We start from the raw sequence: 22,410 nt of genomic DNA, 5'->3' as shown, positions 1-22,410 counted from the left end.
CAAGCTGCTCGTGCGATACGAGAAACTCGATCGCAGCTTCCTCGCGCTCAACCACATCGCCGCAGCGATCATCGCGTTCCGCAAGGTGCCGCTGACAATAAACATTATTTACGGATAGGCTCTAAGCAGCCTGCCCCTGCGCGCGCTCAGTGCGCCGGGCATCGCAGTCCGCAACGTCACCGGCCTCTACACCGTCGAAGTCGCCCGCATCGCGACGCCCAGCACGACGGAGGACGTCGTGCAGGCACTGGCTGCGTGGCGGGGGCAGGTCTGCATCGGCGGCGGGCGCTACAGCATGGGCGGTCAGACGGGCCTGGTCGGCGGCCTGCAGCTGGACATGCGCGGCATGAACCGCTTGCTGTGGCTGGACGCGCCGGCCCGCAAGGCGCGCATGCAGGCCGGCATGCGCTGGCGCGACCTGCAGGAGCAACTCGACCCGCAGGGCCTGGCGGTCAAGACGATGCAGAGCTATGCCAACTTCAGCATCGGCGGCGCGGTGTCGGTCAACGCGCACGGGCGCTACGTGAGTCACGGGCCGATGGGGCACTCCGTGCGGGCGCTGCAGCTGGTGCTGGCCGATGGCCGCGTTGTGGAGACCAGCCGCAATGAGCACTCCGAGCTGTTCGCCGCAGCCATCGGCGGCTACGGGGCGGTGGGCGTCATCACCGAGGTCGAGCTGGACTTGGCAACGAACGTGCGTATCGAACGGAGCTACGCACCGACGACGCTCGAAGCCTATGTCGACCATTTCCGCCAACGCGTGCTGGGTGACCCCGCCGCAGTGCTGCACAACGCCGATCTGCTGCCGCCGGCCTTCGACCGGCCACATGCCGTCACGTGGCGGCGCTGCAGCGCCGACAAGCCGCTGACGGACACCGGCCGCCTCGTGCCAAGGCAGCAGTCCTATGCCAAGGAGCGCCGCATGATCTGGCTGCTGACCGAGGCGCCGGGCGGTGCCGCGCTGCGGCGCTCGATCGTGCACCCGCTGCTGAACGGCTCGCCCGCCGTGCAATGGCTGAACCATGAGGCCAGCCGCGACGTGGCCGAACTGGAGCCCGACAGCCGCACGGCGTCAACCTATGTGCTGCAGGAGTACTTCGTACCCGTGAGGCACTTCCTGGGCTTTGCCCGCGCCATGGCAACGGAACTCCAGCGTGCGAACGTGCAGGCACTGAACATCTCCATCCGTCATTCACCAGCCGACCGCGTCAGCGCCCTGCCCTGGGCGCGTGAGGAGGTGTTCTGCTTTGTCCTGTACTACAGGCAGGGCACCAGCGCCGCGGCACAGGCGGAAGTGGGCGTCTGGACGCGCACCTTGATCGACCTGGCCGTGAAGCACGAAGGGCGCTACTACCTGCCCTACCAGCTGCACGCCGAGCCGCGCCAGTTCGACGCCGCCTACCCTGAGGCCGCCGCCTTGCGCCGCCTCAAAGCCGACGTCGACCCGCAGGGCCGGTTCTCGAATGAGATGTGGCGGCGCTACCTCATCGCCTGAGCTCGGACGCCGGCCGCACCAACCGCGCCGGGAAAGAACATCGTTTTCATCGCCCACAGCGTGAACGAAGTCCCGGATTGGGGCTGTCGCGGCGCTTGCGGCGCTACTAGCATCTGCTATTGCCCCAGCCCACAAGGTGCCGGGGGAACGAGAGAGGCAGAGGAGACTTCACATGAACGAACTATCCATCGGCAAGCGCCTGGCCGCCGGCTTCGCCTTGATCCTTGTGCTGGCGGCTTGCGTGATCTCACTCGCGTCCTGGCGGCTGGCCTCCACGGCCGCAGCGACGCGGCAGATGATGAACGAGCCGCTGACCAAGGAGAGGCTGCTCGCGGATTGGAACCGCAACATCAACTCCGGCGTGCGTCGCACGATGGCCATCGCCAAGAGTTCGGATGCCTCGCTGGTCGAGCTGTTCAAGGAAGACCAGGCGCAGTCCACCAAGTCTTCCTCGGAGTTGCAGGAACGCATCAAGGGCCTGATCCGTTCGCCCGAGGAGCAGGCGCTGTTCGACACGGTTGGCAAGGCGCGACAGGTCTACATCACGGCACGCGACGAGATCGTCAAGCTCAAGAAGGACGGCCAGGCCGAGGCTGCCGACAAGCTGCTGACCGAGGTCTTCGTGCCCGGCTCCAAGGTCTATCTGCAGCGGATGCAAGAGTTCCTGGACCATCAACGCAAGAGCATCGACCAGACCGCCGCCGGCATCGACTCGGCCAATGGCAGCGGCCGGCTGCTGCTGCTGGCGCTCGGCCTGGCCATGCTGGGCCTGGGCGTGGCTGCGGCCTGGAGCATCACGCGCAGCATCACCGTGCCGCTGGCGGCGGCCAATGAGCTGGCCGAGCGCGTGGCCGACGGCAACCTGATGCGTTCGAGCACCGGGCTGGTGGCGCGCTCCGACGAGATCGGCAAACTGCAGACAACGCTGCGCCGCATGCGCGAGACGCTGGCGCAGACCATCGGCAGCATCCGCGATTCGGCCGAGTCCATCGGCACCGCCTCGGCCGAGATCGCCAGCGGCAACCACGACCTGAGCAGCCGCACCGAGAAGGCCGCGTCCAGCCTGGAGGAGACGGCCAGCGCGATGGAGGAGCTGACGGGCACCGTGCAGCAATCCGCTGCGTCGGCAGGCCAAGCCAATGCGCTCGCCATGTCGGCCGCCAGCGTGGCCCAGCGCGGCGGCGAGGTGGTCGCCCAAGTGGTGCACACGATGGACGAGATCAATGCCAGCTCGCGCAAGATCGCCGACATCATCGGCGTCATCGACGGCATCGCCTTCCAGACCAACATCCTGGCGCTGAACGCCGCCGTCGAGGCGGCGCGCGCGGGTGAACAGGGCCGGGGCTTCGCGGTCGTGGCCAGCGAGGTGCGGTCACTCGCCGGCCGTTCGGCGGACGCGGCCAAGGAGATCAAGGGCCTGATCGGCAGCAGCGTCGACCGTGTGGAGGCCGGCTCGCGGCTGGTGGCCGAGGCGGGCAAGACGATGGGCGAACTCGTCGGCGCCGTGCAGCGCGTCAAGGACATCATGGGCGAGATCACGACCGCGACCGCCGAGCAGTCCGACGGCATCGCGCAGGTCAACATCGCCATCGCCCAGCTCGACCAGGTCACGCAGCAGAACGCCGCGCTGGTGGAAGAGTCCACCGCCGCAGCCGAGAGCCTGCGCGAGCAGGCGACGACGCTAAATGGCGCGGTCGGCACCTTCCAGGTCGCGCGCCGCTGAGTTCGCAGATCAGCGAGTGCGCCCATGCTGGGCGCACAAAAAGCAAAAGGGCGCCACGAAGGGCGCCCTTGACACCGGCGAAACCCGGCTCAGGCGTGGGCGGCGCGCAGGCGCATCGAGAACGCCTGCAACTCAGCGATGCCGCTTTCCTCGGCGCGACGGCACCAGGCTTGCAGGTCAGCCACCAGCTGCTCGGCCGACACGTTCGTGCGGGTCCACATCTGGCGCAGTTCCTCGCGCATGGTCACGAGCTTGTCGATGACCGGGCTGGCGGCGCGCACGTGGGCCAGATCGCCATGCACGTCCGCCGGGATGCGGTCTTCGTCGCGATGCAGCCAGCGCTGGGCCAGCTTGAATTGCGTCAAGCGCTCACTGTGCTGGCCGCCTTCGGCCTTGACGCGCGCCAGTTCGGCAGCGCAAGCAGCCTTCAGGCCGCGGGCGTAGGTGGCCATGACTTCGTAGCGGTTGGCGATCAGCGCCTCCAGCGTGCGCGCATCGGCAGCGGGCTTGATCTCGCCCAGGCTCAGCTTGGGCGCCGTCTTGCGAACCTTGGCCCAACCGATCATTTCCATCGCGCGGATGTAGGCCCAGCCAATGTCGAACTCGTACTTCTTGACCGAGAACTTGGCCGAGGTCGGGTAGGTGTGGTGGTTGTTGTGCAGCTCTTCGCCGCCAATCAGGATGCCCCAGGGGACCACATTGGTCGACGCATCAGGTGCTTCGAAATTGCGATAGCCCCAGTAGTGACCGATGCCGTTGATGACGCCGGTCGCCCAGACGGGGATCCAGGCCATCTGGATCGCCCAGACGGTCGCGCCGATGGCACCGAACATCATGAGGTTCAGGATCAGCATCAGCGCCACGCCCTGCCAGGAGAAGCGGGTGTAGAGATTGCGCTCGATCCAGTCGTCCGGCGTGCCCGTGCCGTACTTGCGCATCGTCTCCATGTTGCGCGATTCAGCGCGATAGAGCTCCACGCCGGTCAGCAGCAAGGCCTTGAGGCCACGCGTCTGCGGGCTGTGCGGGTCTTCCTCGGTTTCGCACTTGGCGTGGTGCTTGCGGTGGATGGCGACGAATTCCTTGGTCACCATGCCCGTGGTCAGCCACAGCCAGAAACGGAAGAAGTGCGAGGGAATGGGGCCCAGTTCCAACGCACGGTGCGATTGCGCCCGGTGCAGGAAGATGGTCACGCCCAGGATCGTGAAGTGCGTCACCACCAGGGTGAAGGCCAGCACCTGCCAACCGCTGGCGCCGAGCAGGCCATCGCTCAGCCAATTCACCAGCGCGTTCAGAAATTCGTTCATGCGTCCAAGACCTCGCCCTTAATGGGCATGCAAAGGAATATCGATTGTAGGGGAGAGCCCCCAAAAACAAGGGGGCAAGGGCACCGCATTCAAGCGTAGACGTGCGATGCGACGCGGTCTTTGACTCCCGTCAAGCCGCGCGCTCCCAGGCAGCGGCGAAAAAGCCGTCTGTTGCATGCCGATGAGGCCACAACCGCAGAGCACCGGCTTCGGTCAGCCCCTCGGCGCCCTCGACCTGAGACTTGGCGAGGCACTCGGCGGCGTCCAGCGGCAGGAACTCCGGGTGGGCGGCGGCGAACTCAGCCGCGATGACCTCGTTCTCGGCGTCCAGCAGGCTGCACGTCGCGTAGACGAGGCGGCCGCCGGGCTTCACCAGGCGGGCGGCACTGGCTAGGATGGCGCGCTGCTTGTCCTGCAACTCGGCCACGCCCTTGGGCGACTGGCGCCATTTCAGGTCGGGGTTGCGGCGCAGCGTGCCCAGGCCCGAACAAGGCGCATCGACCAGCACGCGGTCGATCTTGCCGGCCAGGCGCTTGATGCGGTCGTCGCGTTCGTGGGCGATCTGGGCCGGGTAGACGTTGGACAGGCCGCTGCGCGCCAGGCGCGGCTTCATCGCCGTCAGCCGGTGGCCGGAGGTGTCGAAGGCATAGAGCCGGCCGGTGTTGCGCATGGCTGCGCCCAGGGCCAGCGTCTTGCCGCCGGCGCCGGCGCAGAAGTCCACGACCATCTCACCGCGCTTGGGTGCCAGCAGCAGCGCCAGCAACTGGCTGCCTTCGTCCTGCACCTCGACGCCACCGCTGGTGAACAGCTCCAGCTTGTGCAGCGCCGGCTTGCCATCGATGCGCAGGCCCAGCGGCGAATACGGCGTCGGAACGGCGTCGATGCCGGCGGCCTTGAACTGGGCCTGGGCTTCGTCTCGCTTGAGCTTGAGCGCGTTGACGCGCAGGTCCAGCGGCGCCGGCTCGTTCAGCGCGGTGGCGAGCTTCCAGAACTCGTCATGGCCCAGGCGCGCCAGCAGCGGCTCGGCCAACCATTCAGGCATGTTGTGGCGCATCTTGGAGGCCAGGCTCATCGGGTCGATGGCCTGGACCTGCTCCAGCCAGTGCTGTTCAGCGAGGCTGAGTGCGCCGCGCAGGAAGGCGTCATTGCCGCGCCAGGCCAGCATGGCCAGGCGGCGGTGCATGGAGCCGCTGCCACTCTGGGCCAGGTTCTGGAACTTGATCCGCTCGCGCAGCAGCGCGTAGACGGTCTCGGCGAGCACGGAGCGCTCGCGTTGGCCAAGGTTCTTGCGTTGACGAAAGAAGGCGGAGACGGTGGAGTCGGCCGGGGCGTCGAGCTGATTGACGTCGGCGATCAGCTCGGCGCACAGCTCCAGGAGGGCATTAGGATGCATCGCCCCATTATCCCAAGCCCCCTGCCCTGTTGCCGAATCTGCGCTGAATGAATCTCTGGACCCAGTTGCGCCTGCGCCCCCGGTTGCTGCTGGCCGTCCTCGCCGGCAGCGCGCTCGCCGCCCTGTGGCCGGGCCAACTGCCGTTGACGACACGGCTTTTGCTGGGCTGGGACTTCACGCTGTGGATCTACCTGCCGCTGGTGCTGTGGATGATGCTGGGCCGCGCCGGCTCGGTGAACCTGCAGGAGCGCGCCAAGGCGCTGACGGAAGGCCTGCCCGTCATACTGCTGCTGGCCGTCACGGGCGCGTTGGCCAGCTTTGGCGCCATCGCGCTGGAGCTGGGTTCAGCCAAAGGCACCCATAACGCCGATGGCTTGACTCTGGTCTTCGCCATCGCCACGGTCTGCAGCTCCTGGCTGCTGTTGCCGGTGGAGTTCGGCATTGCCTACGCGAGCCTCTATCACGGCGGCGGCAAGGCGGCGCACGGGCTGGAGTTTCCAGGCGAAGACGGGCCGCCCGACTACGGCGACTTTCTCTACTTCTCGATCACCGTGGCGGCCACATCGCAGACCTCGGACGTCGGCGTCAGCTCGCGGGCCATGCGCCGCCTCGTGCTGGTTCAGGCGTTGCTGGCCTTCGTCTTTAACACCGGCGTGCTGGCGTTGACGGTCAACATCCTGGCCGGCTTGATCAGCTGACGAAGAGCTGCTGCGATGCGCCGTCGCGGTGGGTGACGCGCTCACCGTCCCACACCAGCGCATCCTCCACAAACCAGCGCACCGACTGCGGATAGATGCGGTGCTCGGCCACCAGCACGCGCGCCGACAACGCCTTGGCGTCGTCAGCCGGCAGCACCGGCACGGCGGCTTGCAGCACGATGGCGCCGTGGTCCAGCTCGGCGGTGACGAAGTGCACCGTCACGCCGGCAATCTTGCAGCCCATCGCGATGGCGCGCTCGTGCGTGTGCAGGCCTGTGAATGCGGGCAGCAGCGAGGGATGGATGTTGAGCATGCGGCGCGCGTAGCGGGCCGTGAAGCCGGGCGTCAGGATGCGCATGAAGCCGGCGAGCACGACGAGGTCGGGCGAGAAGCCGTCGATGACACGCGCCAGTTCGGCGTCGAAATCCTCGCGGCTGGCAAAGGCCTTGTGGTCGACCACGGCGGTGGCGATGCCGCGCTCTGCGGCGAACTGCAGGCCGCCCGCGTCGGGACGGTTGCTGATGACGGCGGCCACCTTGGCCGGCCAGCCCTCGGCCGCGCAGGCCTTGACGATGGCCTCCATGTTGGAGCCCCGGCCCGAAATCAGAATCACCAGTCGCTTCATGGGCCGGCAGTGTAAGGACCCTCACCCGTGGCGACCGGCAGGGCCCAGGCGGGTGAACGACAATCCGCGCCCCATGTCGACACCCCTTCTCAACCGCCCGCGCATCCTCTCGGGCATGCGCCCAACCGGCGCCCTCCACCTCGGCCACTACCACGGTGCCCTCAAGAACTGGGTGGCGCTGCAGGACAGCCACGACTGCTTCTTCTTCGTCGCCGACTGGCATGCCTTGACCACCCAGCGCCCCACCGGCGAGACGCTGGCCCGTTACGCCTACGAGATGGTCACCGACTGGCTGGCCGCCGGCATCGACCCCGAGCGCTGCACCCTCTTCCTGCAAAGCCGCATGCCCGAGCACGCCGAACTGTTCACGCTGCTGGCGATGTGCACGCCGTCGAGCTGGCTGGCGCGCATGCCGAGCTACAAGGACCAGGTCGCCGCCGACCCCGAGCTGGCCACCTACGGCTTCCTCGGCTATCCGCTGCTGCAGGCGGCCGACATCCTGCTCTACAAGCCGGCCGGCGTGCCGGTGGGCGAGGACCAGGCCGCTCACGTCGAAGTGACGCGGGAGGTCGCCCGACGCTTCAACCGGCTGTACCAACCGGTCTTCGTCGAGCCCCAGGCGCTGCTGACCGAGACCGCGCGCGTGCCCGGGCTGGACGGCCAGAAGATGAGCAAGAGCCTGGACAACGCCATCGCCATGCGCGATGCGCCCGAGGTGACGGCAACCAAGATCCGCACCATGCCGACCGACCCACAGCGCGTGCGCCGCACCGACCCCGGTGACCCGGCGCGCTGCCCCGTGTGGCCGCTGCACCAGATCTACACCGACGCCGCCACCCGCGCCGCCTGCGACACCGGCTGCCGCACGGCCGGCATCGGCTGCCTGGACTGCAAACAGCCACTGATCGAAGCCATCCAGCGCGAGCAGACGCCCTGGCGCGAACGCGCTGCGGCGCTGGACCCGCAGCAGTTGCAGTGGACGTTGGAGGTCGGCACCGAGCGCGCCCGCGCCGTGGCGCGCAAGACGCTGCGCGAGGTGCGCGGCGCGATGGGGCTGGTGGTTTGAGTTCGACAATCCATGTGACGGACCTCGAAGCGGCCATCAACTGGTGGCGTGAGCGTTCGCCATCGCCGGACGGCATCAGTGCGGCGCCCGAAGTGCGGGCGCTGGCCACGGCCTACGCGCTGCTCGCCTGGAACCGCGCCACCGAGCTGGACGTCGACTCGCTGAGCGACGAGGCCCTCGATGCCTGGCTCGCCTGGTACACGACGACACCCGACTCGCCCTGCATCGCCATCTGCTCCACCGCACAGGGCGATCCCATCTGCAAGGGCTGCGGCCGCACGTTCGACGAAGTGCAGCACTGGCCCGGGCTGGACCCATTCGAGAAGCGCGTCGTCTGGCATCGCATCGTTCAGGAAGGCACGGCCTGGCGCTTCAACCGTTACGCGGAGCGGGTGACGCGGTGACTCGGATCCGCTTCATCGACAGCGTCCGCCGCCTCGTGCCGCAGGCCTGGCCCATCCTCGTCGGCCAGCTTGCCGTGATGATGTTCAGCACGGTCGACACGCTCATGATGGGCCGCGTCGGCCCGCAGGACCTGGCCGCACTGGCAGTCGGCTCTGCCGTCTACGTGACCATCTTTGTCGGGCTGATGGGCGTCGTGCTGGCCGTCGGGCCCATCGCTGGCCGGCAGTTCGGCGCCGACGACCTGCCCGGCGCCGGCCGCAGCTTCGTGCAGGCGCAGTGGCTGTCGGTGCTGCTGTGCGTGCCGGGCTGCCTGGCGCTGTGGTTCCCCGACCCCTTCATCTGGCTGGCCCAGCTCGACGCGACGCAGGCCGCGAAGGTGCAGGCCTACACGCGGCCCGAGGCCTTCGCGCTGCCGGCTGCCCTGCTGTTCACGGCCTTCCGCGGCTTCTCCACGTCGGTCAGCCGGCCCAAGGCCGTCATGGCCATGCAGCTGACCGGCCTGGCGGCCAAGGTGCCGTTGAACGCCGTGCTCGTGTTCGGCTGGGGGCCCATCCCCGCCATGGGCGTGGCTGGCTGCGGCTGGGCCACGGCCATCGCGATGACGGCGCAGGCGCTGGCCGCGCTGCTGCTGCTTCGCCGCGACGCCTTCTACCTGCCCTTCCAAATCGCACACCTGTGGCAGACGCGGCCCGACTGGCAGCAACTGGCAGGGCTGGTGCGCCTGGGCCTGCCGATGGGCGGCTCCATCCTCGTCGAGGTGACGGGCTTCACCTTCATGGCCTTCTTCATAGCCCGGCTGGGCGCGACGCCGGTGGCCGGCCACCAGATCGCGGTCAACCTCGTCGCCATGATGTTCATGACCGCGATGGCCCTGGCCACGGCCGCCGGCACGCTGGTGGCTCAGCATCTCGGTGCCGACCAGAAGCGTGAAGCACGCATCCTCGGTCGGCATGCAATGGTGCTGGCCACGCTGGTGGCCGCCGCGCTGGGTGCTGTCGTGGCACTGGCCCGCGAGCCCATCGTGGCGCTGTACACGTCCAACCCGGCGGCCGCTGCGGCGGCGCTGCCGCTGCTGGTGTGGGTCTGGTTCTTCCACCTTGGCGACGCGCTGCAGACGGTGGCGGCGTTCGTGCTGCGCGCCTACCAGGTCGCCACGCTGCCCATGGTCATCTACGTCATCGCGCTGTGGGGCCTGGGCATTGGCGGCGGCTACTTCCTCGCCTTCGGCGCCAACGGCAACGGCGCGGTTGGCTTCTGGCAGGCAGCCACCGGCGGTCTGCTGGCCGCAGCCTTGCTGCTCAGCCTGCTGTTGAGAAAAGTCTTCGACGAGAACCGCTAGGTCCTTTGGCCCCTCGTCCAGCCGCACTCCGCTGAACGCGGTGCGCCTGACCGGTCCCCCGGGGACGCCAGCGGTCGCGGCGTCGAGCCGCAACCGCCGTCGGGCGGGCCGGCTCGGGAGCGGCCCAGCGCTCGGCCCGGAATACACACGCCTATGCAGCACCTGACAGTTTCGACGCTGGCAGGAAGACGACAAAGCGACTGCCACCGCCGTCACGCGCCTGGCAGCGCACACTGCCACCGTGGCGCTGCGCGATCTGCTTGACCAGGCTCAGGCCCAGGCCCACGCCGCCCACCATCTCGGCGTGGCCGGGCAGGCGGTAGAAGGGCTCGAAGATGCGCTCGCGCAGCTCGGCGGGCACGCCCGGGCCGCGGTCGGCAACGATGAATTCATAGCCGCCAGCCACCGGGCGCAGCGACAGTTCCACGTCGGGGCCGCCATAGCGGCGCGCGTTGTCGAGCAGGTTGCGCAGCGCACGGCGAAGCAGGCGCTCCTGACCGTCGACGAGGGCGGAATCGGTCTCCGGTTCGAAGGGCGCCTCGGCACGGGCTGCCTCCTCGGCGCCCAGCGCCAGCAGCTCCACCACGTGGGTCTCGCCAACGGCGCTGCCTGCTTCCAGGCGGCTGGCCAGCAGCACTTCCTCAACCAAGGCGTCGAGCTCGGCGATGTTGACGTCGATCTCGCGCGCCAGGCGTTCCCGCTGGGCGGGCGCCGCGTCATCGAGCATCGCAAAGGCCATCTTCAGCCGCGCCAATGGCGAGCGCAGCTCGTGGCTGGCGTTGGCCAGCAGGGTCTGATGGGAGCGCAGCAGCGTCTCGATGCGGTCGGCCGCCTGGTTGAAGCTCGTCGCCAGCGCCGCCACCTCGTCACGGCCGCTGGCGTCAACGCGATGGCCAAGGTGGCCAGCGCCGAACTGCTCGACGCCGCGCTTGAGGGCCTCCAGCCGGCGCGTCAACCGGCGCACGACCGGGTAGGCGCCCACTGCCACGCCGACGAAAAGCAGCACCAGCACGACGGCCAGCGTCGACACAGCGGGTGCGCCGGGCGACACCGGGCGATGTATCCAGGGGCCCGTCCAGGGACCCTCGTCCACACGCTGCGGTCGGGCGCCCGGACCCGGATCCCCAGGCGCCGAAGCCCCCGGCCCCCCGCCCTGCAAATTCGGCGGGCGCACGCTGCGCACCAGCTCCAGGCTGCGGCCATCGCCCAGCTCCGCGCTGACGATGACGGCGCCGGGATCGTCCGCGCGGCGCCGGAACAGCTGCGTCGTCGCGATGCGCTTGCCGTCGGCATCTTCCAGCGCGACCGGCATGCGCAGGCGCGCGCCCCAGTCGGCAAACACCGCCGCCTGCTCCGCGCGCGGCGCCGTTGCCGGCGGCAGCGCGAGCTTGAGCAGCCCCGCCATCGCGTTCAGCCGTTCACCCGCCGCCAGCTCGACGTTGCCGCGCTCCTGCTCGATGTGGCGCTGGAACAGCCAGGCCGAGCCGAAGGCAAACGCCAGCAGTAGCGCCACCAGCGTCAGGTAGATGCGGACGTAGAGGCTCGTCAAGATGCGTCGGAATCGGCGTCTTGCTTACGGGCAAATACATAGCCAGCGCCGCGAACCGTCAGCACGCGGCGGGGGTTCTTGGCGTCGTCCTCGATGACGGCGCGAATGCGGGAGATGTGCACGTCGATGGAGCGGTCGAACGCCTCCAGCGGGTGGCCCTTGAGCGCGTCCATGATCTGGTCGCGGCTGAGCACGCGGCCGGGGCTTTGCGCCAGCACGACGAGCAGGTCGAACTGGTGGCTGGTCAGGTCGCAGATCTTGCCGTCCAGCCGGGCCACGCGGGCGGCCAGGTCGATCTCCAGGCGGCCGAAGTGCAGCACTTCGTCGCCGTCCAGTTTGGGCTCGAGCCGACGAAGCAAGGCCTTGATGCGCGCCTGCAGCTCGCGCGGCTCGAAGGGCTTGGCGAGGTAGTCGTCAGCGCCCAGCTCCAGGCCGAGGATGCGGTCCATGGGTTCGCCACGGGCCGACAGCATCAGCACCGGCTGGCGGCGCCAGCGCGCGTCAGCGCGCAGCCAGCGGCAGAAGTCCAGGCCATCGCCGTCGGGCAGCATCAGGTCCAGCACCAGCAGCTCGTAGCGGCCATGCGCCAGCGCATCACGCGCCTGCGCCAGGCTGCCGGCGGCGCTGACCTCAAAGCCGGCAGCGCGGAGGTAGTCGCCCACCATGCCGGTCAGGCGGGCGTCGTCGTCGATCAACAGCAGTCGAGCACTCATCACCGGGGCTAAGGAGGTATAGGGAGGCCGGCGCGTTTCCGCGCCGGCGGGTCGAGGCTCAAGCATCGCAGAACTCCTCGCTCAGTCCAACAAGGCGGGCAATCAGCCGGCGCGGCGGTGGGCGCCGGCGCGGGCCATGCGCTTCTTCATGACCTCGGCGATCTTGGCGCGCTGCTCGGGCGTCAGCACGCGGGCGGCGTCGATGCTGGCCTGGCTGAGGCGCTTGGAAGCAGCCTCGTGCTGGGCGCTCATCTGGGCCCGGTTGGCCTCGATGGCAGCGGCGTCGATGTTGGTTGCGGTGTAGAGCGTGGCGAGCTGCTCGTGCAGCTTCATGCCCGCTTCACGCTGGCCGGACAGGTCCTGGCGCGCGGCCTTGAAGATGGCTTCGATCTGGCTGCGCTGGGCGTCTGTCGCGTTCACCAGGTCGAGCGCGTGCTCGATGTGGCCGCCGAACATGCCGCCGGGCGCCATCATGGCCGGGCCACCGCGGTGGTGGCCGCCATGGTCGCCGGGGCCAGGTTGGGCATAGGCGGCAACGCCGCCAAGGGCAAGGGCCGCAGCCACGGTGCCGACGCGCAACAGGTTCTGGATCTGGAAGGTTCTCATCACGGGTCTCCTGGAAGGAAGAGGAAGTGAGGAGATCTTCTGAGGGGCCTGTGTGGGATCTTTGGGCGTGCGGTAAAGAACTGTGTCCTCTTGTCGTCCCGGCCTGACGGGTCAAGCCACCCGCAAGCGCCGGGCGACGAGGATGTTCACTTGATGGGCTTGAAGCGCATGCGCTTCGGGCGCGCGCCTTCTTCGCCCAGGCGCTTCTTCTTGTCGGCTTCGTACTCGTGGAAGTTGCCGTCGAAGAAGAACCACTGCGAGTTGCCTTCGCAGGCCAGGATGTGCGTGCAGATGCGGTCGAGGAACCAGCGATCATGGCTGATGACCATGGCCGAGCCGGCGAACTCCAGCAGCGCTTCTTCCAGCGCGCGCAGGGTTTCGACGTCGAGGTCGTTGGACGGTTCATCGAGCATCAGCACGTTGCCGCCCTGCGCCAGCGTCTTGGCCAGGTGCAGGCGGCCGCGCTCACCGCCGGACAGCGCGCCGACGAGCTTCTGCTGGTCGTTGCCCTTGAAATTGAAGCGGCCAAGATAGGCGCGGCTGGGCATGACGAACTTGCCCACGGTGATGTTGTCCAGGCCGCCGGACACGTCCTGCCAGACGGTCTTGTCGGCTTCCATGGCCTCGCGGCTCTGGTCAACGAAGGCCATCTTGGCCGTCTTGCCGATCTTGACCGTGCCCGAGTCCGGCTGTTCCACGCCCTGCAGCATGCGGAACATCGTCGACTTGCCGGCGCCGTTGGGGCCAATGATGCCGACGATGGCGCCGGCCGGCACCTTGAAGCTGAGGTTGTCGATCAGCATGCGGTCGCCGAAGCTCTTGCTGACGTTCTCGAACTCGATGACCTCATTGCCCAGGCGCTCGGCCACGGGGATGAAGATTTCGTTGGTGACGTTGCGCTGCTGGTACTCGACGTCGCTCAGCTCCTCGAAGCGGGCCAGGCGCGCCTTGCTCTTGGCCTGACGGCCCTTGGCGTTGGAGCGCACCCACTTCAGCTCTTCCTTCATCGCCTTGCTGCGGGCGTCTTCGGACTTCTGCTCGGACTCCAGGCGCTTTTCCTTCTGATCCAGCCAGTCGGAGTAGTTGCCCTTCCACGGGATGCCGTGGCCGCGGTCGAGTTCCAGAATCCACTCGGCGGCGTTGTCCAGGAAGTAGCGATCGTGGGTGATGGCCACCACGGTGCCGGGGAAGCGCTGCAGGAACTGCTCCAGCCACTCGACACTTTCAGCGTCCAAGTGGTTGGTGGGCTCGTCCAGCAGCAGCATGTCGGGCTTGCTCAGCAGCAGGCGGCACAGCGCCACGCGGCGCTTCTCGCCACCCGACAGCACGCCGATGACGGCATCCCACGGCGGCAGGTTCAGCGCGTCGGCGGCCATTTCGAGCTGCAGGTCGGTGTTCTCCGAGCCGGCGGCGGCAATGATGGATTCCAGCTCGCCCTGCTCGGCAGCCAGCGCGTCGAAGTCGGCGTCTTCCTCGGCGTAGGCGGCGTAGACCTCGTCCAGGCGCTTCTTGGCGGCCAGCACGCCGCCGATGCCCTCTTCCACCGCTTCACGCACGGTCTGGTCGGGGTTCAGGCGCGGCTCCTGCTCGAGATAGCCGATCTTGATGCCCGGCATCGGCGTCGCTTCGCCTTCGTACTCCTTGTCCACGCCGGCCATGATCTTCAGCACTGTGGACTTGCCCGAGCCGTTCACGCCCAGCACGCCGATCTTGGCGCCGGGGAAGAAGGACAGCGAGATGTCCTTCAGGATGTGGCGCTTGGGGGGAACCGTCTTGTTGAGACGGTTCATCGAAAAGACGTACTGGGCCATGGGGCGATCCTGTGAGGCTGAAATGGCGGCAGGCCCCCGAGGAGGCCTGCGTTGCCTGCTATTGTCGCCGAGCCCGTGTTTGCAGGAAGGTCTGACCCCGATGCGCCGTCTTTTGATCGCCCTGTTCACTCTTGCCACCGGGCTGGCGCAGGGCCAGACCTTGCGCTGGGCCGCCCAGGGCGACCTGCAGACGCTGGACCCGCACTCCCAGAACGAGTTGATGACCAACTCGCTGAACAACCAGGTCTACGAATACCTCGTGCGGCGCATGAAGGATCAGAGCCTGGGGCCGTCGCTGGCCACCGAGTGGACGCAGGTGAACCCGCTGTTGTGGCGCGTGAAGCTGCGCGCCGGCGTCAAGTTCCACGACGGCAGCCCGTTCAGCGCGGAGGACGTGGTGTTCTCGATGCAGCGGCTGCGTGATGCGAACTCGCCGTTTCGCGTCTACGCCAATGCGGTGGGTATGCCCAAGGCCATAGCCCCGCTGACGGTGGAGTTCACGCTTACCAAGCCCAACCCCATCTTTGCCGAGCACCTGATCAACCTGCTGATCATGAACAAGCGCTGGTGCGAGCAGCACAAGATCACCCGGCCGTTGAACTTCAAGGAAAAGGAAGACAACTACGCCAACCTGCACGCCAACGGCACCGGGCCCTTCATGCTCGTCAGCCGCCAGCCGGGCGTGAAGACGACCTACAAGCGCAACCCGGCCTGGTGGGACAAGTTCGAAGGCAATGTGCAGGCGTTCAGCTTCCTGCCCATCACGAACGACGCCACGCGCACCGCTGCGCTGATCACCGGCGAGATCGACTTCGTGTTGGACCCGCCCTCGCGAGACATCGAACGGCTGCGCCGCACGGCCGGCATCAAGGTCATCGACGGCCCCGAGAACCGCCTCATCTTCCTCGGGATGGACCAGACACGCGACTCGCTGCTCTACGGACAGGCGCCCGGCGGCAAGAACCCGTTCAAGGACATCCGCGTGCGCCGCGCCCTCTACCAGGCCATCGACATCGAGGCGATCAAGACCAAGCTGATGGCCGGTTACTCCGTTCCCACCGGCGCGCTGACGCCGTCCGCGCTGGGCAGCTACAACGACCCCTCGCTGGAGACCCGCCTGCCGTTCGACCTGGCCGCCGCCAGGAAGCAGATGGCCGAGGCGGGCTATGCCGACGGCTTCGAGGTGACGATGGACTGCCCCAACAACCGCTACATCAACGACGAGAAACTCTGCGTCGCTGTGGCCAGCATGTGGGCGCAGCTCAAGGTCAAGGTGCGCGTCAACGCCATACCCCGCACCCTCTTCTTCCCCAAGGTCGAGAAGTTCGACACCAGCCTGTACCTCGCCGGCTGGGGCGGCAGCACGGTGGACGCCGAGGTCATGCTGACCCCGGTTCTGCGCAACCGCGGCGAGCAGGGCGTGGGCGTGGGCAACTACGCCGGCATCGTCAACGACAAGGGCGATGCGCTGGCCGCCGCGTCCAGCATCGAGACCCATCCCGCCAAGCGCGAAGCGCTCGTGAAGGCCGCGCTCCAGGCCTACCGCGAGCAGGTCAACCTCATCCCGCTGCACCGCCAGGTCATCCCCTGGGCCATGAAGGCCGGCATTACCGTGCCGCATTCCCCGGCCAATTGGCTCAGCGTCGACTGGGTACAGGTTTCCCCCAAGTAGAATGCTGCCGATCCGCCGCGCTTCTCAGTCTTGCGCGGCGTTCTCTTTTCAGCCCCTGCACGCCGCCCGGCTGCCCGAAGACTGGTTGCGACTCTCCGTTGCAACGGCAGCTGATGCGAACAGGCGTGCTCACTCCCCTACCGAATGAGTTTCGATACCCTCGGCCTGGCAGCGCCGCTGCTCAAGGCCATCGCTGACGCGGGCTACACCACGCCCACCCCCATCCAGGCGCAAGCCATTCCCGCCATCTTGAAGGGCGGCGACCTGATGGGCGGCGCCCAGACCGGCACCGGCAAGACCGCCGGCTTCACGCTGCCGCTGCTGCAGCGCCTGACCGAGGGCGAGAAGCTGCTCAACAAGCGCGGCAAGATCGCCATCCGCGCCCTCGTGCTGACCCCGACTCGTGAACTCGCCGCCCAGGTCGAGGAAAGCGTGCAGACCTACGGCAAGTACCTGCCGCTGAAGAGCATGGTCATGTTCGGCGGCGTCGGCATGCAGCCGCAGATCAACAAGCTGCGCGACGGCGTCGACATCCTCGTGGCCACCCCGGGCCGCCTGCTCGACCACGCGCAGCAAGGCACGCTGGACCTGAGCCAGGTGCAGATCCTCGTGCTCGACGAAGCCGACCGCATGCTCGACATGGGCTTCGTGCACGACATCAAGAAGGTGCTGGCGCTGCTGCCGGCCAAGAAGCAATCGCTGCTGTTCAGCGCCACCTTCAGCGACGAGATCAAGAACCTCGCCGACAAGCTGCTCAACCAGCCCGCGCTGATCGAAGTGGCCCGCCGCAACCAGGCCAACGACCAGATCGCGCAGAAGGTCCACCCCGTGGGCCGCGAGCGCAAGAAGGAGCTGCTGGTGCACCTGATCAAGGGTGGCAAGGACGGCGCACCCTGGCACCAGGTGCTGATCTTCACGCGCATGAAGCACGGCGCCAACCGCCTGACCGACTACCTGAATGACCAGGGCATCAGCGCCATGGCCATTCACGGCAACAAGAGCCAGGGTGCCCGCACCAAGGCGCTGGCCGACTTCAAGACCGGCGACCTGACCTGCCTGGTGGCGACCGACATCGCTGCCCGTGGCATCGACATCGACCAGTTGCCCCACGTCGTCAACTTCGAGTTGCCCAACGTGGCTGAAGACTACGTGCACCGCATCGGCCGCACTGGCCGTGCCGGCGCCTCGGGCGAGGCGGTCAGCCTGGTCTGTGTCGACGAGAACGGCTTCCTGAAGGAGATCGAGCGCCTCATCAAGCGCGAGATTCCCAAGGAAATCGTGTCGGGCTTCGCACCCGACCCCAACGAGCGCGCCGAGCCCATCGTGCTGGGACGCACCGTGCTGAACCCGAACGGCAGCCGGGGCCGCAACCCCAACCCGCCGGCCGGCGCCAATGGTGGTGGCGGCCGCGGTGGCCGTGGCGGCAACGCAGGCGGCGGTGGCCGTGGTGGCGACAGCCGCGGTGGCTCGCGTGACGGTGGCCGTCCCAACGGTGGCGGCGGCGGCGGCAAGCCGGGTGGCCACACCGGCGTCGGTGGCGCCCGCACGGCACCCAAGCCGCATGCCGAGCACGCACCGCGCGCGGCAGGTGCCCAGCCGGCACGTGGCAACGGCGGCGGCGCCGCACGTCACACCAACGGCCCGCGCCTGACCCAGCCCAAGCGTTGAGCTAACGCCTCCGCAAAGCGGCCCGCTCTCTCCGGAGGCGGGCCGCTTTTTTTGGCTGATCTAATCCCGCCCCATGGCACGTTCCCCATTCGACAACTCGCTCAAGTTCCAGTTGCCCGACGGCAGCATCGTCACCGCAGAAGAGATGCTGCGCCGAGGCCGTGCAGATGCACCGGCGCGTCGCGCACCGGCAAACATCTCGGCCAACATCCCGGTCAACACGCCGGCAACGGCCCCGCAGCCGTTGCCCGAGGCCGACCTGCAGACCCTGCTCGACGCGCTGCTGCTGCTGGGCGGTACCGCCAGCATCAATGCGGTCATGCAATGGCTGTCGCTGACCGGCCGCGAGCGCGCCAACGGCGAGGCCTTCGACCACTACGCCACCCGCGACGGCCTGCAGGCGCTGGTCGCTCAGGGCCGCGCCGAGGCGCTGCATGGCAAGGGCACACGCGTGTCGCTGGACGATCACGTCGAGCGGCTGCAGACCCTGCTCGCCGCGCCCGGTGCCGAGCGCTACTGGCGCCAGCGCCTCTTTCTGCTCGGCTCGGGCCGGGGCGACTGGCAGGACCCGATCGGCTGGGTCAACTTCCGCAGCCACGAGGACATGCGCACGGTGCTGCGGCTGATGATCTATTCGGGCATGCCGGCCGCCGAGTTCCGCGAGCTGCTCGCCATGCGTCTGGCGGAACTGGACAACCCGATGCTGGCCGCGCAGACCCTGCTCGACCCCTGGTGCCCCGCCCTGCTGGGCCGGATCGACGCCGATCTGCGCGACAGCCTGCTGGGCCAGTTGCTGGACATGCTGCCCGCCGGCCACCCGGTGCGCACCGAGCTGCGCACCTGGCTGCAGGCCAGCACGCAAGCGCTCAGCATCCCGATGCGCGCCCGCCTGGCCGAGGCCGACATGCTGGCCCTGGAGCTGGACCGCGCCGATCAACACCTGCGCGGCCTGGCGGGCCCCGGCGTCACGCTGGCGGCCGCCACGCGCGCGCTCGTCGCTGGCCGCTGGGTCGAGGCCAGTGCCGGCTTCGAGGCCGCCATCAGGGCCATCCACACCGCCAGCCGCAGCCGGCGCAATGCGCTGTCGCTGGACACCGCGCGGCTGTATCTGCTGAGCCTGCTGGCCCAGGACGACCCCAAGGCCTGGGCACAGGCGCGCAAGTACGCGATTGCCGAGTCCGGCAGCCGCAACCCGACGGCTTATGAGGACTGGGGCCTGTGGGCTCACGGCATCGGCGTGCGGCTGGGCGAGGACAGCTTTCTCGACGCCGCCTTCATACCGCGCGGGCCGGGCAATGCCGCGCCGGTGGACCGCCTGCTGCTGGCTGCCTGGCTCGGCAAGCCCGCGCCGGGCTGGACGCCCCAGCTCGCGCAAGACCTGCTCGCCGGCCTCGGCCCCGAGCAGGCCTTGCTGGCCGACTACCTGCGCGCGGCGCTGCAGCGCCTGGAGCTCAGCGGCAGCGGGCCAACCCGCGTCGCCAACTTCCTCGGCCAGCCGCGCCAGGCCTGGCAGGACGCCCTTGCGGCCATCGCCGCCCTCAGCGACGACGGCAAGCCGGCCGGAAGCGCGACCAAGGCCGAGCTGGCCTGGCAACTCAAGCTCGACAGCGCCGGCCGCGTGCACACGCTGGAGCCGCTGGAGATGAATCAGGGCGCGCGTGGCGGCCTCAAGTTCAAGGCCGTGACGCTCGCCAAGCTGAAGAAGCAAGGCGCGCAGCGCAGCCGCGACAACCTCGTGCTGCGCCACATCGAGCGCGACGCCTGGGCCGGCGTGCACGACCTGCGCCTGGACGTGAGCCAGGCCATCGTCGCGTTGATCGGCCACCCCCACCTGATGTTTGCCGACGCGCCCGGTCAGTGGGTGGAACTCAGTGAAGGCCTGCCGGAGCTGGAGGTGCGCCGCGTCGGCACGGCGCCCAGCGAAGCCTTCGAATTCCACCTGCACCCGCCGTTGACTGCGCCCGAGCCGCCGCACGCCGGCATGCTCCACGGCGCCCAGGCCGAGGCCGAGCGTGAGCGCCGCAACACCCAGCGCGTGTTGCGCGAGGGGCCGGGCCGGGCGCGGCTGATCCGCATCACGCCCACGCAGCGCCGCGTCGCCGAGCTCGTCAGCCAGGGTTGGCGCGTGCCGGCCAACGCCACCGCCGAGCTGGGCGCCGCACTGCAGGTGCTGACCGGCCACTTCCAACTGCATTCCGACGCCGAGGCCGGCCAGCGCGTGACCGGCGACAGCCGCCTGCATGCGCGCCTGACCCCGCACGGTGACGGCCTGCAACTGCTGCTGGTGGCCCAGCCCTTTGGCGACTTCGGCCCCGCCGTCACGCCCGGCCAGGGTCGCGCGCGGCTGATGTGCCTGCACGAGGGCGTGAGCTTGGCCACCGAGCGCGATCTGGCTGCCGAAGCCGGCCACCGCGCCACCGTCATTGAGGCCCTGCCCTTTCTCGACCCCGAGCAGCCGCCCGATCAGCCCTGGCTGCTGGCCGACGCGGAAGAAGCGCTGGCGGCGGTGGAGCGCCTGCCGCAGCTGCCGGCCATCGCCGCACTCGCCTGGCCCAAAGGCAAGCCGCTGCGCGTGCTGCCGGTGGATGGCGCGGCCGTGAATATCCAGGTCAGCAGCGGGCGCGACTGGCTGGCCTTGAGCGGCGAGGCGCAGGTCGAAGAAGGCCGCGTCGTCGGCCTGCAGGAGCTGCTGGCGCTGAGCCGGGCCAGCAAGAGCCGCTTCGTGCGCCTGGGCGAAGGCCACTACCTGGCGCTGTCCGAGCAGTTGCGCCAGCAGCTGCGCGACCTGGACGCGCTGGGCCAGGTCAAGAAGGGCGAGCTGCAACTGCCCAATGCCAGCGCCGCCTGGCTGGAGCAGGGCCTGGGCGGCCTGAGCGTGTCGGGCGACAAGGCCTGGCGGGCCCGCGTCGACCAGTTGGCCGCTGCCGCCGCCCTGCAGCCGCAGGTGCCCGCCGGCCTGCGCGCCGAGCTGCGCACCTACCAGGCCGAGGGCCACGCCTGGATGAGCCGCCTGGCCGCCGCCGGCTTCGGCGCCTGCCTGGCCGACGACATGGGCCTGGGCAAGACGGTGCAGACCCTGGCCGTGTTGATCGACCGCAGCGCCGAGGGGCCGGCGCTTGTGCTGGCGCCCACCTCCGTTTGCGGCAACTGGCTGGCCGAGTGCGAGACCTTTGCGCCTGGGCTGCGCGCCCACATCTACGCCGACGCGCCCGATCGCGACGCGCTGCTGCAAGCCGCCGGCCCGGGCGACGTCATCGTGGCCAGCTACGCGCTGGCGCAGATCGACGCCGAGGGCTTCGCCGCGCGCCGCTGGGCCACGCTGGTGCTCGACGAAGCCCAGGCGCTGAAGAACGCCGCCACCAAGCGGGCCAAGTCGGTCGCCGAGTTCGACGCCGACTTCCGGCTGGCGCTGTCCGGCACGCCGGTCGAGAACCGGCTGGCGGACCTGTGGTCCATCATGAATCTCATCAACCCCGGCCTGCTGGGCTCGGCCGCGCAATTCAACGAGCGCTTCGCCGGCCCCATCGAGCGGCAAAAGGACGCGCCGGCACGCGCCCGCCTGCGCCGGCTGGTGGCGCCCTTCCTGCTGCGCCGCACGAAGGCGCAGGTGCTGCAAGACCTGCCCCCGCGCACCGAGATCGTTCACCGCGTGGAGCCCAGCGACGCCGAACGGCACTTCCTGGAAGCCCTGCGCCGCGACGCCCAGGCCAGCGTGGCCGCGGCCGCCGCCGACCCCGAGCGCGGCGCGCCCATGCAGGTGCTGGCCGAGCTGATGCGCCTGCGCCGCGCCGCCTGCGACCCGCGCCTGGTGTCCCCCGAGCTGGGTTTGGTGGGCAGCAAGATGGCCGAGTTCGAACGCATCGTGCGCGAGTTGGTGGACGGCGGCCACAAGGCCCTGGTGTTCAGCCAGTTCACCGACTACCTCGACCTGCTGGGTGAACGCCTCACACAGATGGCCGTGGCCCACCAGCGCTTGGACGGCAGCACGCCGCAGGCCGAGCGCACCAAGCGCGTCGCGGCCTTCCAGAAGGGCGAGGGCGAGGTTTTCCTGATCAGCCTCAAGGCGGGCGGCTTCGGCCTGAACCTGACGGCGGCCGACTACGTGCTCATCGTCGACCCCTGGTGGAACCCCGCCGCCGAAGACCAGGCCAGCGGCCGCGCCCACCGCATGGGCCAGCAGCGCCCGGTCACCGTCTACCGGCTGGTGACGGCCGGGTCGGTGGAGGAACGCATCATCGAACTGCACCGCGACAAGCGCGGCCTGGCGGAAGGGATGCTGGAGGGCGACGGGCAGGCGGCGCCGCTGGATGCGAAGGCGTTGGCGGCGTTGCTGGAGGGATGAC

General features: G+C 68.8%; 16 protein-coding genes and 1 pseudogene. 10 read left to right on the top strand and 7 right to left on the bottom strand.

Annotated features, from left to right (window positions below; all coding sequences use genetic code 11):
• The 3 genes and pseudogenes from ABIS05_RS16770 to ABIS05_RS16760 form a co-directional block, all read left to right on the top strand.
• Positions 1-118 (top strand): annotated as a pseudogene (locus ABIS05_RS16770) (IS5/IS1182 family transposase); the annotation flags it as partial.
• Positions 119-130: 12 nt separating this feature from the next.
• Positions 131-1,495, top strand: a complete 1,365-nt coding sequence (locus ABIS05_RS16765) for an FAD-binding oxidoreductase (protein WP_348013943.1) — start codon at positions 131-133, stop codon at positions 1,493-1,495.
• A gap of 172 nt (positions 1,496-1,667) precedes the next feature.
• Positions 1,668-3,218, top strand: a complete 1,551-nt coding sequence (locus ABIS05_RS16760) for a methyl-accepting chemotaxis protein (RefSeq protein WP_348013941.1) — start codon at positions 1,668-1,670, stop codon at positions 3,216-3,218.
• Between the two features lie 89 nt (positions 3,219-3,307).
• Here ABIS05_RS16760 and ABIS05_RS16755 read toward each other — a convergent pair whose 3' ends face one another.
• Positions 3,308-4,522 (bottom strand): fatty acid desaturase, encoded by a 1,215-nt coding sequence (locus ABIS05_RS16755; protein WP_348013940.1) that lies wholly within the window; start codon positions 4,520-4,522, stop codon positions 3,308-3,310.
• Between the two features lie 130 nt (positions 4,523-4,652).
• Complete coding sequence (locus ABIS05_RS16750) at positions 4,653-5,915, bottom strand: RsmB/NOP family class I SAM-dependent RNA methyltransferase (protein WP_348013939.1); 1,263 nt, start codon at positions 5,913-5,915, stop codon at positions 4,653-4,655.
• Between the two features lie 47 nt (positions 5,916-5,962).
• Here ABIS05_RS16750 and ABIS05_RS16745 point away from each other — a divergent pair, with 47 nt between their 5' ends.
• The gene (locus tag ABIS05_RS16745; RefSeq protein ID WP_348013938.1) at positions 5,963-6,613 is read left to right on the top strand and encodes a DUF1345 domain-containing protein; all 651 of its coding nucleotides are present in this window, start codon (positions 5,963-5,965) and stop codon (positions 6,611-6,613) included.
• On the opposite strand, the gene purN is transcribed toward ABIS05_RS16745, so the two are convergent.
• On the bottom strand, positions 6,606-7,238 hold the full coding sequence (gene purN, locus ABIS05_RS16740) for a phosphoribosylglycinamide formyltransferase (protein WP_348013937.1): 633 nt from the start codon (positions 7,236-7,238) through the stop codon (positions 6,606-6,608). The two genes, ABIS05_RS16745 and purN, sit on opposite strands and share 8 nt — an antisense overlap.
• A gap of 73 nt (positions 7,239-7,311) precedes the next feature.
• Here purN and trpS point away from each other — a divergent pair, with 73 nt between their 5' ends.
• Genes trpS through ABIS05_RS16725 form a run of 3 tightly spaced genes read left to right on the top strand, consistent with a single transcriptional unit; the run spans position 7,312 to position 10,048 of the window.
• On the top strand, positions 7,312-8,304 hold the full coding sequence (trpS, locus tag ABIS05_RS16735; protein ID WP_348013936.1) for a tryptophan--tRNA ligase: 993 nt from the start codon (positions 7,312-7,314) through the stop codon (positions 8,302-8,304).
• 8 nt (positions 8,305-8,312) lie between these two features.
• Positions 8,313-8,708, top strand: a complete 396-nt coding sequence (locus ABIS05_RS16730; protein ID WP_407075012.1) for a DUF3717 domain-containing protein — start codon at positions 8,313-8,315, stop codon at positions 8,706-8,708.
• Positions 8,705-10,048 carry an MATE family efflux transporter gene (locus ABIS05_RS16725; RefSeq protein ID WP_348013934.1) on the top strand — a complete coding sequence of 448 codons (1,344 nt, stop codon included), beginning with the start codon at positions 8,705-8,707 and terminating at the stop codon, positions 10,046-10,048. Before ABIS05_RS16730 ends, ABIS05_RS16725 begins: the two co-directional genes overlap by 4 nt.
• 151 nt (positions 10,049-10,199) lie before the next feature.
• Here the strand turns inward: ABIS05_RS16725 and ABIS05_RS16720 are convergent, their stop codons facing one another.
• From ABIS05_RS16720 to ettA, 4 genes are all read right to left on the bottom strand, one after another.
• On the bottom strand, positions 10,200-11,597 hold the full coding sequence (locus ABIS05_RS16720) for a HAMP domain-containing sensor histidine kinase (RefSeq protein WP_348013933.1): 1,398 nt from the start codon (positions 11,595-11,597) through the stop codon (positions 10,200-10,202).
• Complete coding sequence (locus tag ABIS05_RS16715) at positions 11,594-12,310, bottom strand: response regulator transcription factor (RefSeq protein WP_348013932.1); 717 nt, start codon at positions 12,308-12,310, stop codon at positions 11,594-11,596. The genes ABIS05_RS16720 and ABIS05_RS16715 overlap by 4 nt, the downstream gene beginning before the upstream one ends.
• Positions 12,311-12,412: 102 nt before the next feature.
• Positions 12,413-12,916 (bottom strand): Spy/CpxP family protein refolding chaperone, encoded by a 504-nt coding sequence (locus ABIS05_RS16710; RefSeq protein WP_348013931.1) that lies wholly within the window; start codon positions 12,914-12,916, stop codon positions 12,413-12,415.
• Between the two features lie 146 nt (positions 12,917-13,062).
• Positions 13,063-14,727: an energy-dependent translational throttle protein EttA gene (gene ettA, locus ABIS05_RS16705; protein ID WP_348013930.1), complete on the bottom strand. Its 1,665-nt coding sequence runs from the start codon at positions 14,725-14,727 to the stop codon at positions 13,063-13,065.
• 100 nt (positions 14,728-14,827) lie between these two features.
• Between ettA and ABIS05_RS16700 the strand changes: the two genes are divergently transcribed.
• The 3 genes from ABIS05_RS16700 to ABIS05_RS16690 all read left to right on the top strand — a co-directional run bounded on the left by ABIS05_RS16700 (position 14,828) and on the right by ABIS05_RS16690 (position 22,409).
• A complete protein-coding gene (locus tag ABIS05_RS16700) occupies positions 14,828-16,399 on the top strand; it encodes an ABC transporter substrate-binding protein (RefSeq protein ID WP_348013929.1) in 1,572 nt (523 codons plus the stop codon).
• Between the two features lie 144 nt (positions 16,400-16,543).
• The gene (locus ABIS05_RS16695) at positions 16,544-18,067 is read left to right on the top strand and encodes a DEAD/DEAH box helicase (protein WP_348013928.1); all 1,524 of its coding nucleotides are present in this window, start codon (positions 16,544-16,546) and stop codon (positions 18,065-18,067) included.
• A 73-nt stretch (positions 18,068-18,140) separates the two neighbouring features.
• Positions 18,141-22,409, top strand: a complete 4,269-nt coding sequence (locus ABIS05_RS16690) for a DEAD/DEAH box helicase (protein ID WP_348013927.1) — start codon at positions 18,141-18,143, stop codon at positions 22,407-22,409.
• The last annotated feature ends 1 nt before the right edge of the window (position 22,410 follow it).

Source organism: Roseateles sp. (assembly GCF_039929605.1).
Taxonomy (GTDB): Bacteria; Pseudomonadota; Gammaproteobacteria; order Burkholderiales; family Burkholderiaceae_C; genus Pelomonas.
The sequence above is the reverse complement of the archived record's forward strand: the minus strand, read 5'-3'. Positions and strand labels throughout refer to the sequence as shown.

Excerpts from the sequence above, each read along its gene's own strand:
- ABIS05_RS16760 (WP_348013941.1), top strand. The coding sequence starts at position 1,668 with ATGAACGAACTATCCATCGGCAAGCGCCTGGCCGCCGGCTTCGCCTTG.
- ABIS05_RS16755 (WP_348013940.1), bottom strand. The coding sequence starts at position 4,522 with ATGAACGAATTTCTGAACGCGCTGGTGAATTGGCTGAGCGATGGCCTG.
- ABIS05_RS16750 (WP_348013939.1), bottom strand. The coding sequence starts at position 5,915 with ATGCATCCTAATGCCCTCCTGGAGCTGTGCGCCGAGCTGATCGCCGAC.
- ABIS05_RS16745 (WP_348013938.1), top strand. The coding sequence starts at position 5,963 with ATGAATCTCTGGACCCAGTTGCGCCTGCGCCCCCGGTTGCTGCTGGCC.
- purN (WP_348013937.1), bottom strand. The coding sequence starts at position 7,238 with ATGAAGCGACTGGTGATTCTGATTTCGGGCCGGGGCTCCAACATGGAG.
- trpS (WP_348013936.1), top strand. The coding sequence starts at position 7,312 with ATGTCGACACCCCTTCTCAACCGCCCGCGCATCCTCTCGGGCATGCGC.
- ABIS05_RS16715 (WP_348013932.1), bottom strand. The coding sequence starts at position 12,310 with ATGAGTGCTCGACTGCTGTTGATCGACGACGACGCCCGCCTGACCGGC.
- ABIS05_RS16710 (WP_348013931.1), bottom strand. The coding sequence starts at position 12,916 with ATGAGAACCTTCCAGATCCAGAACCTGTTGCGCGTCGGCACCGTGGCT.
- ettA (WP_348013930.1), bottom strand. The coding sequence starts at position 14,727 with ATGGCCCAGTACGTCTTTTCGATGAACCGTCTCAACAAGACGGTTCCC.
- ABIS05_RS16700 (WP_348013929.1), top strand. The coding sequence starts at position 14,828 with ATGCGCCGTCTTTTGATCGCCCTGTTCACTCTTGCCACCGGGCTGGCG.
- ABIS05_RS16695 (WP_348013928.1), top strand. The coding sequence starts at position 16,544 with ATGAGTTTCGATACCCTCGGCCTGGCAGCGCCGCTGCTCAAGGCCATC.
- ABIS05_RS16690 (WP_348013927.1), top strand. The coding sequence starts at position 18,141 with ATGGCACGTTCCCCATTCGACAACTCGCTCAAGTTCCAGTTGCCCGAC.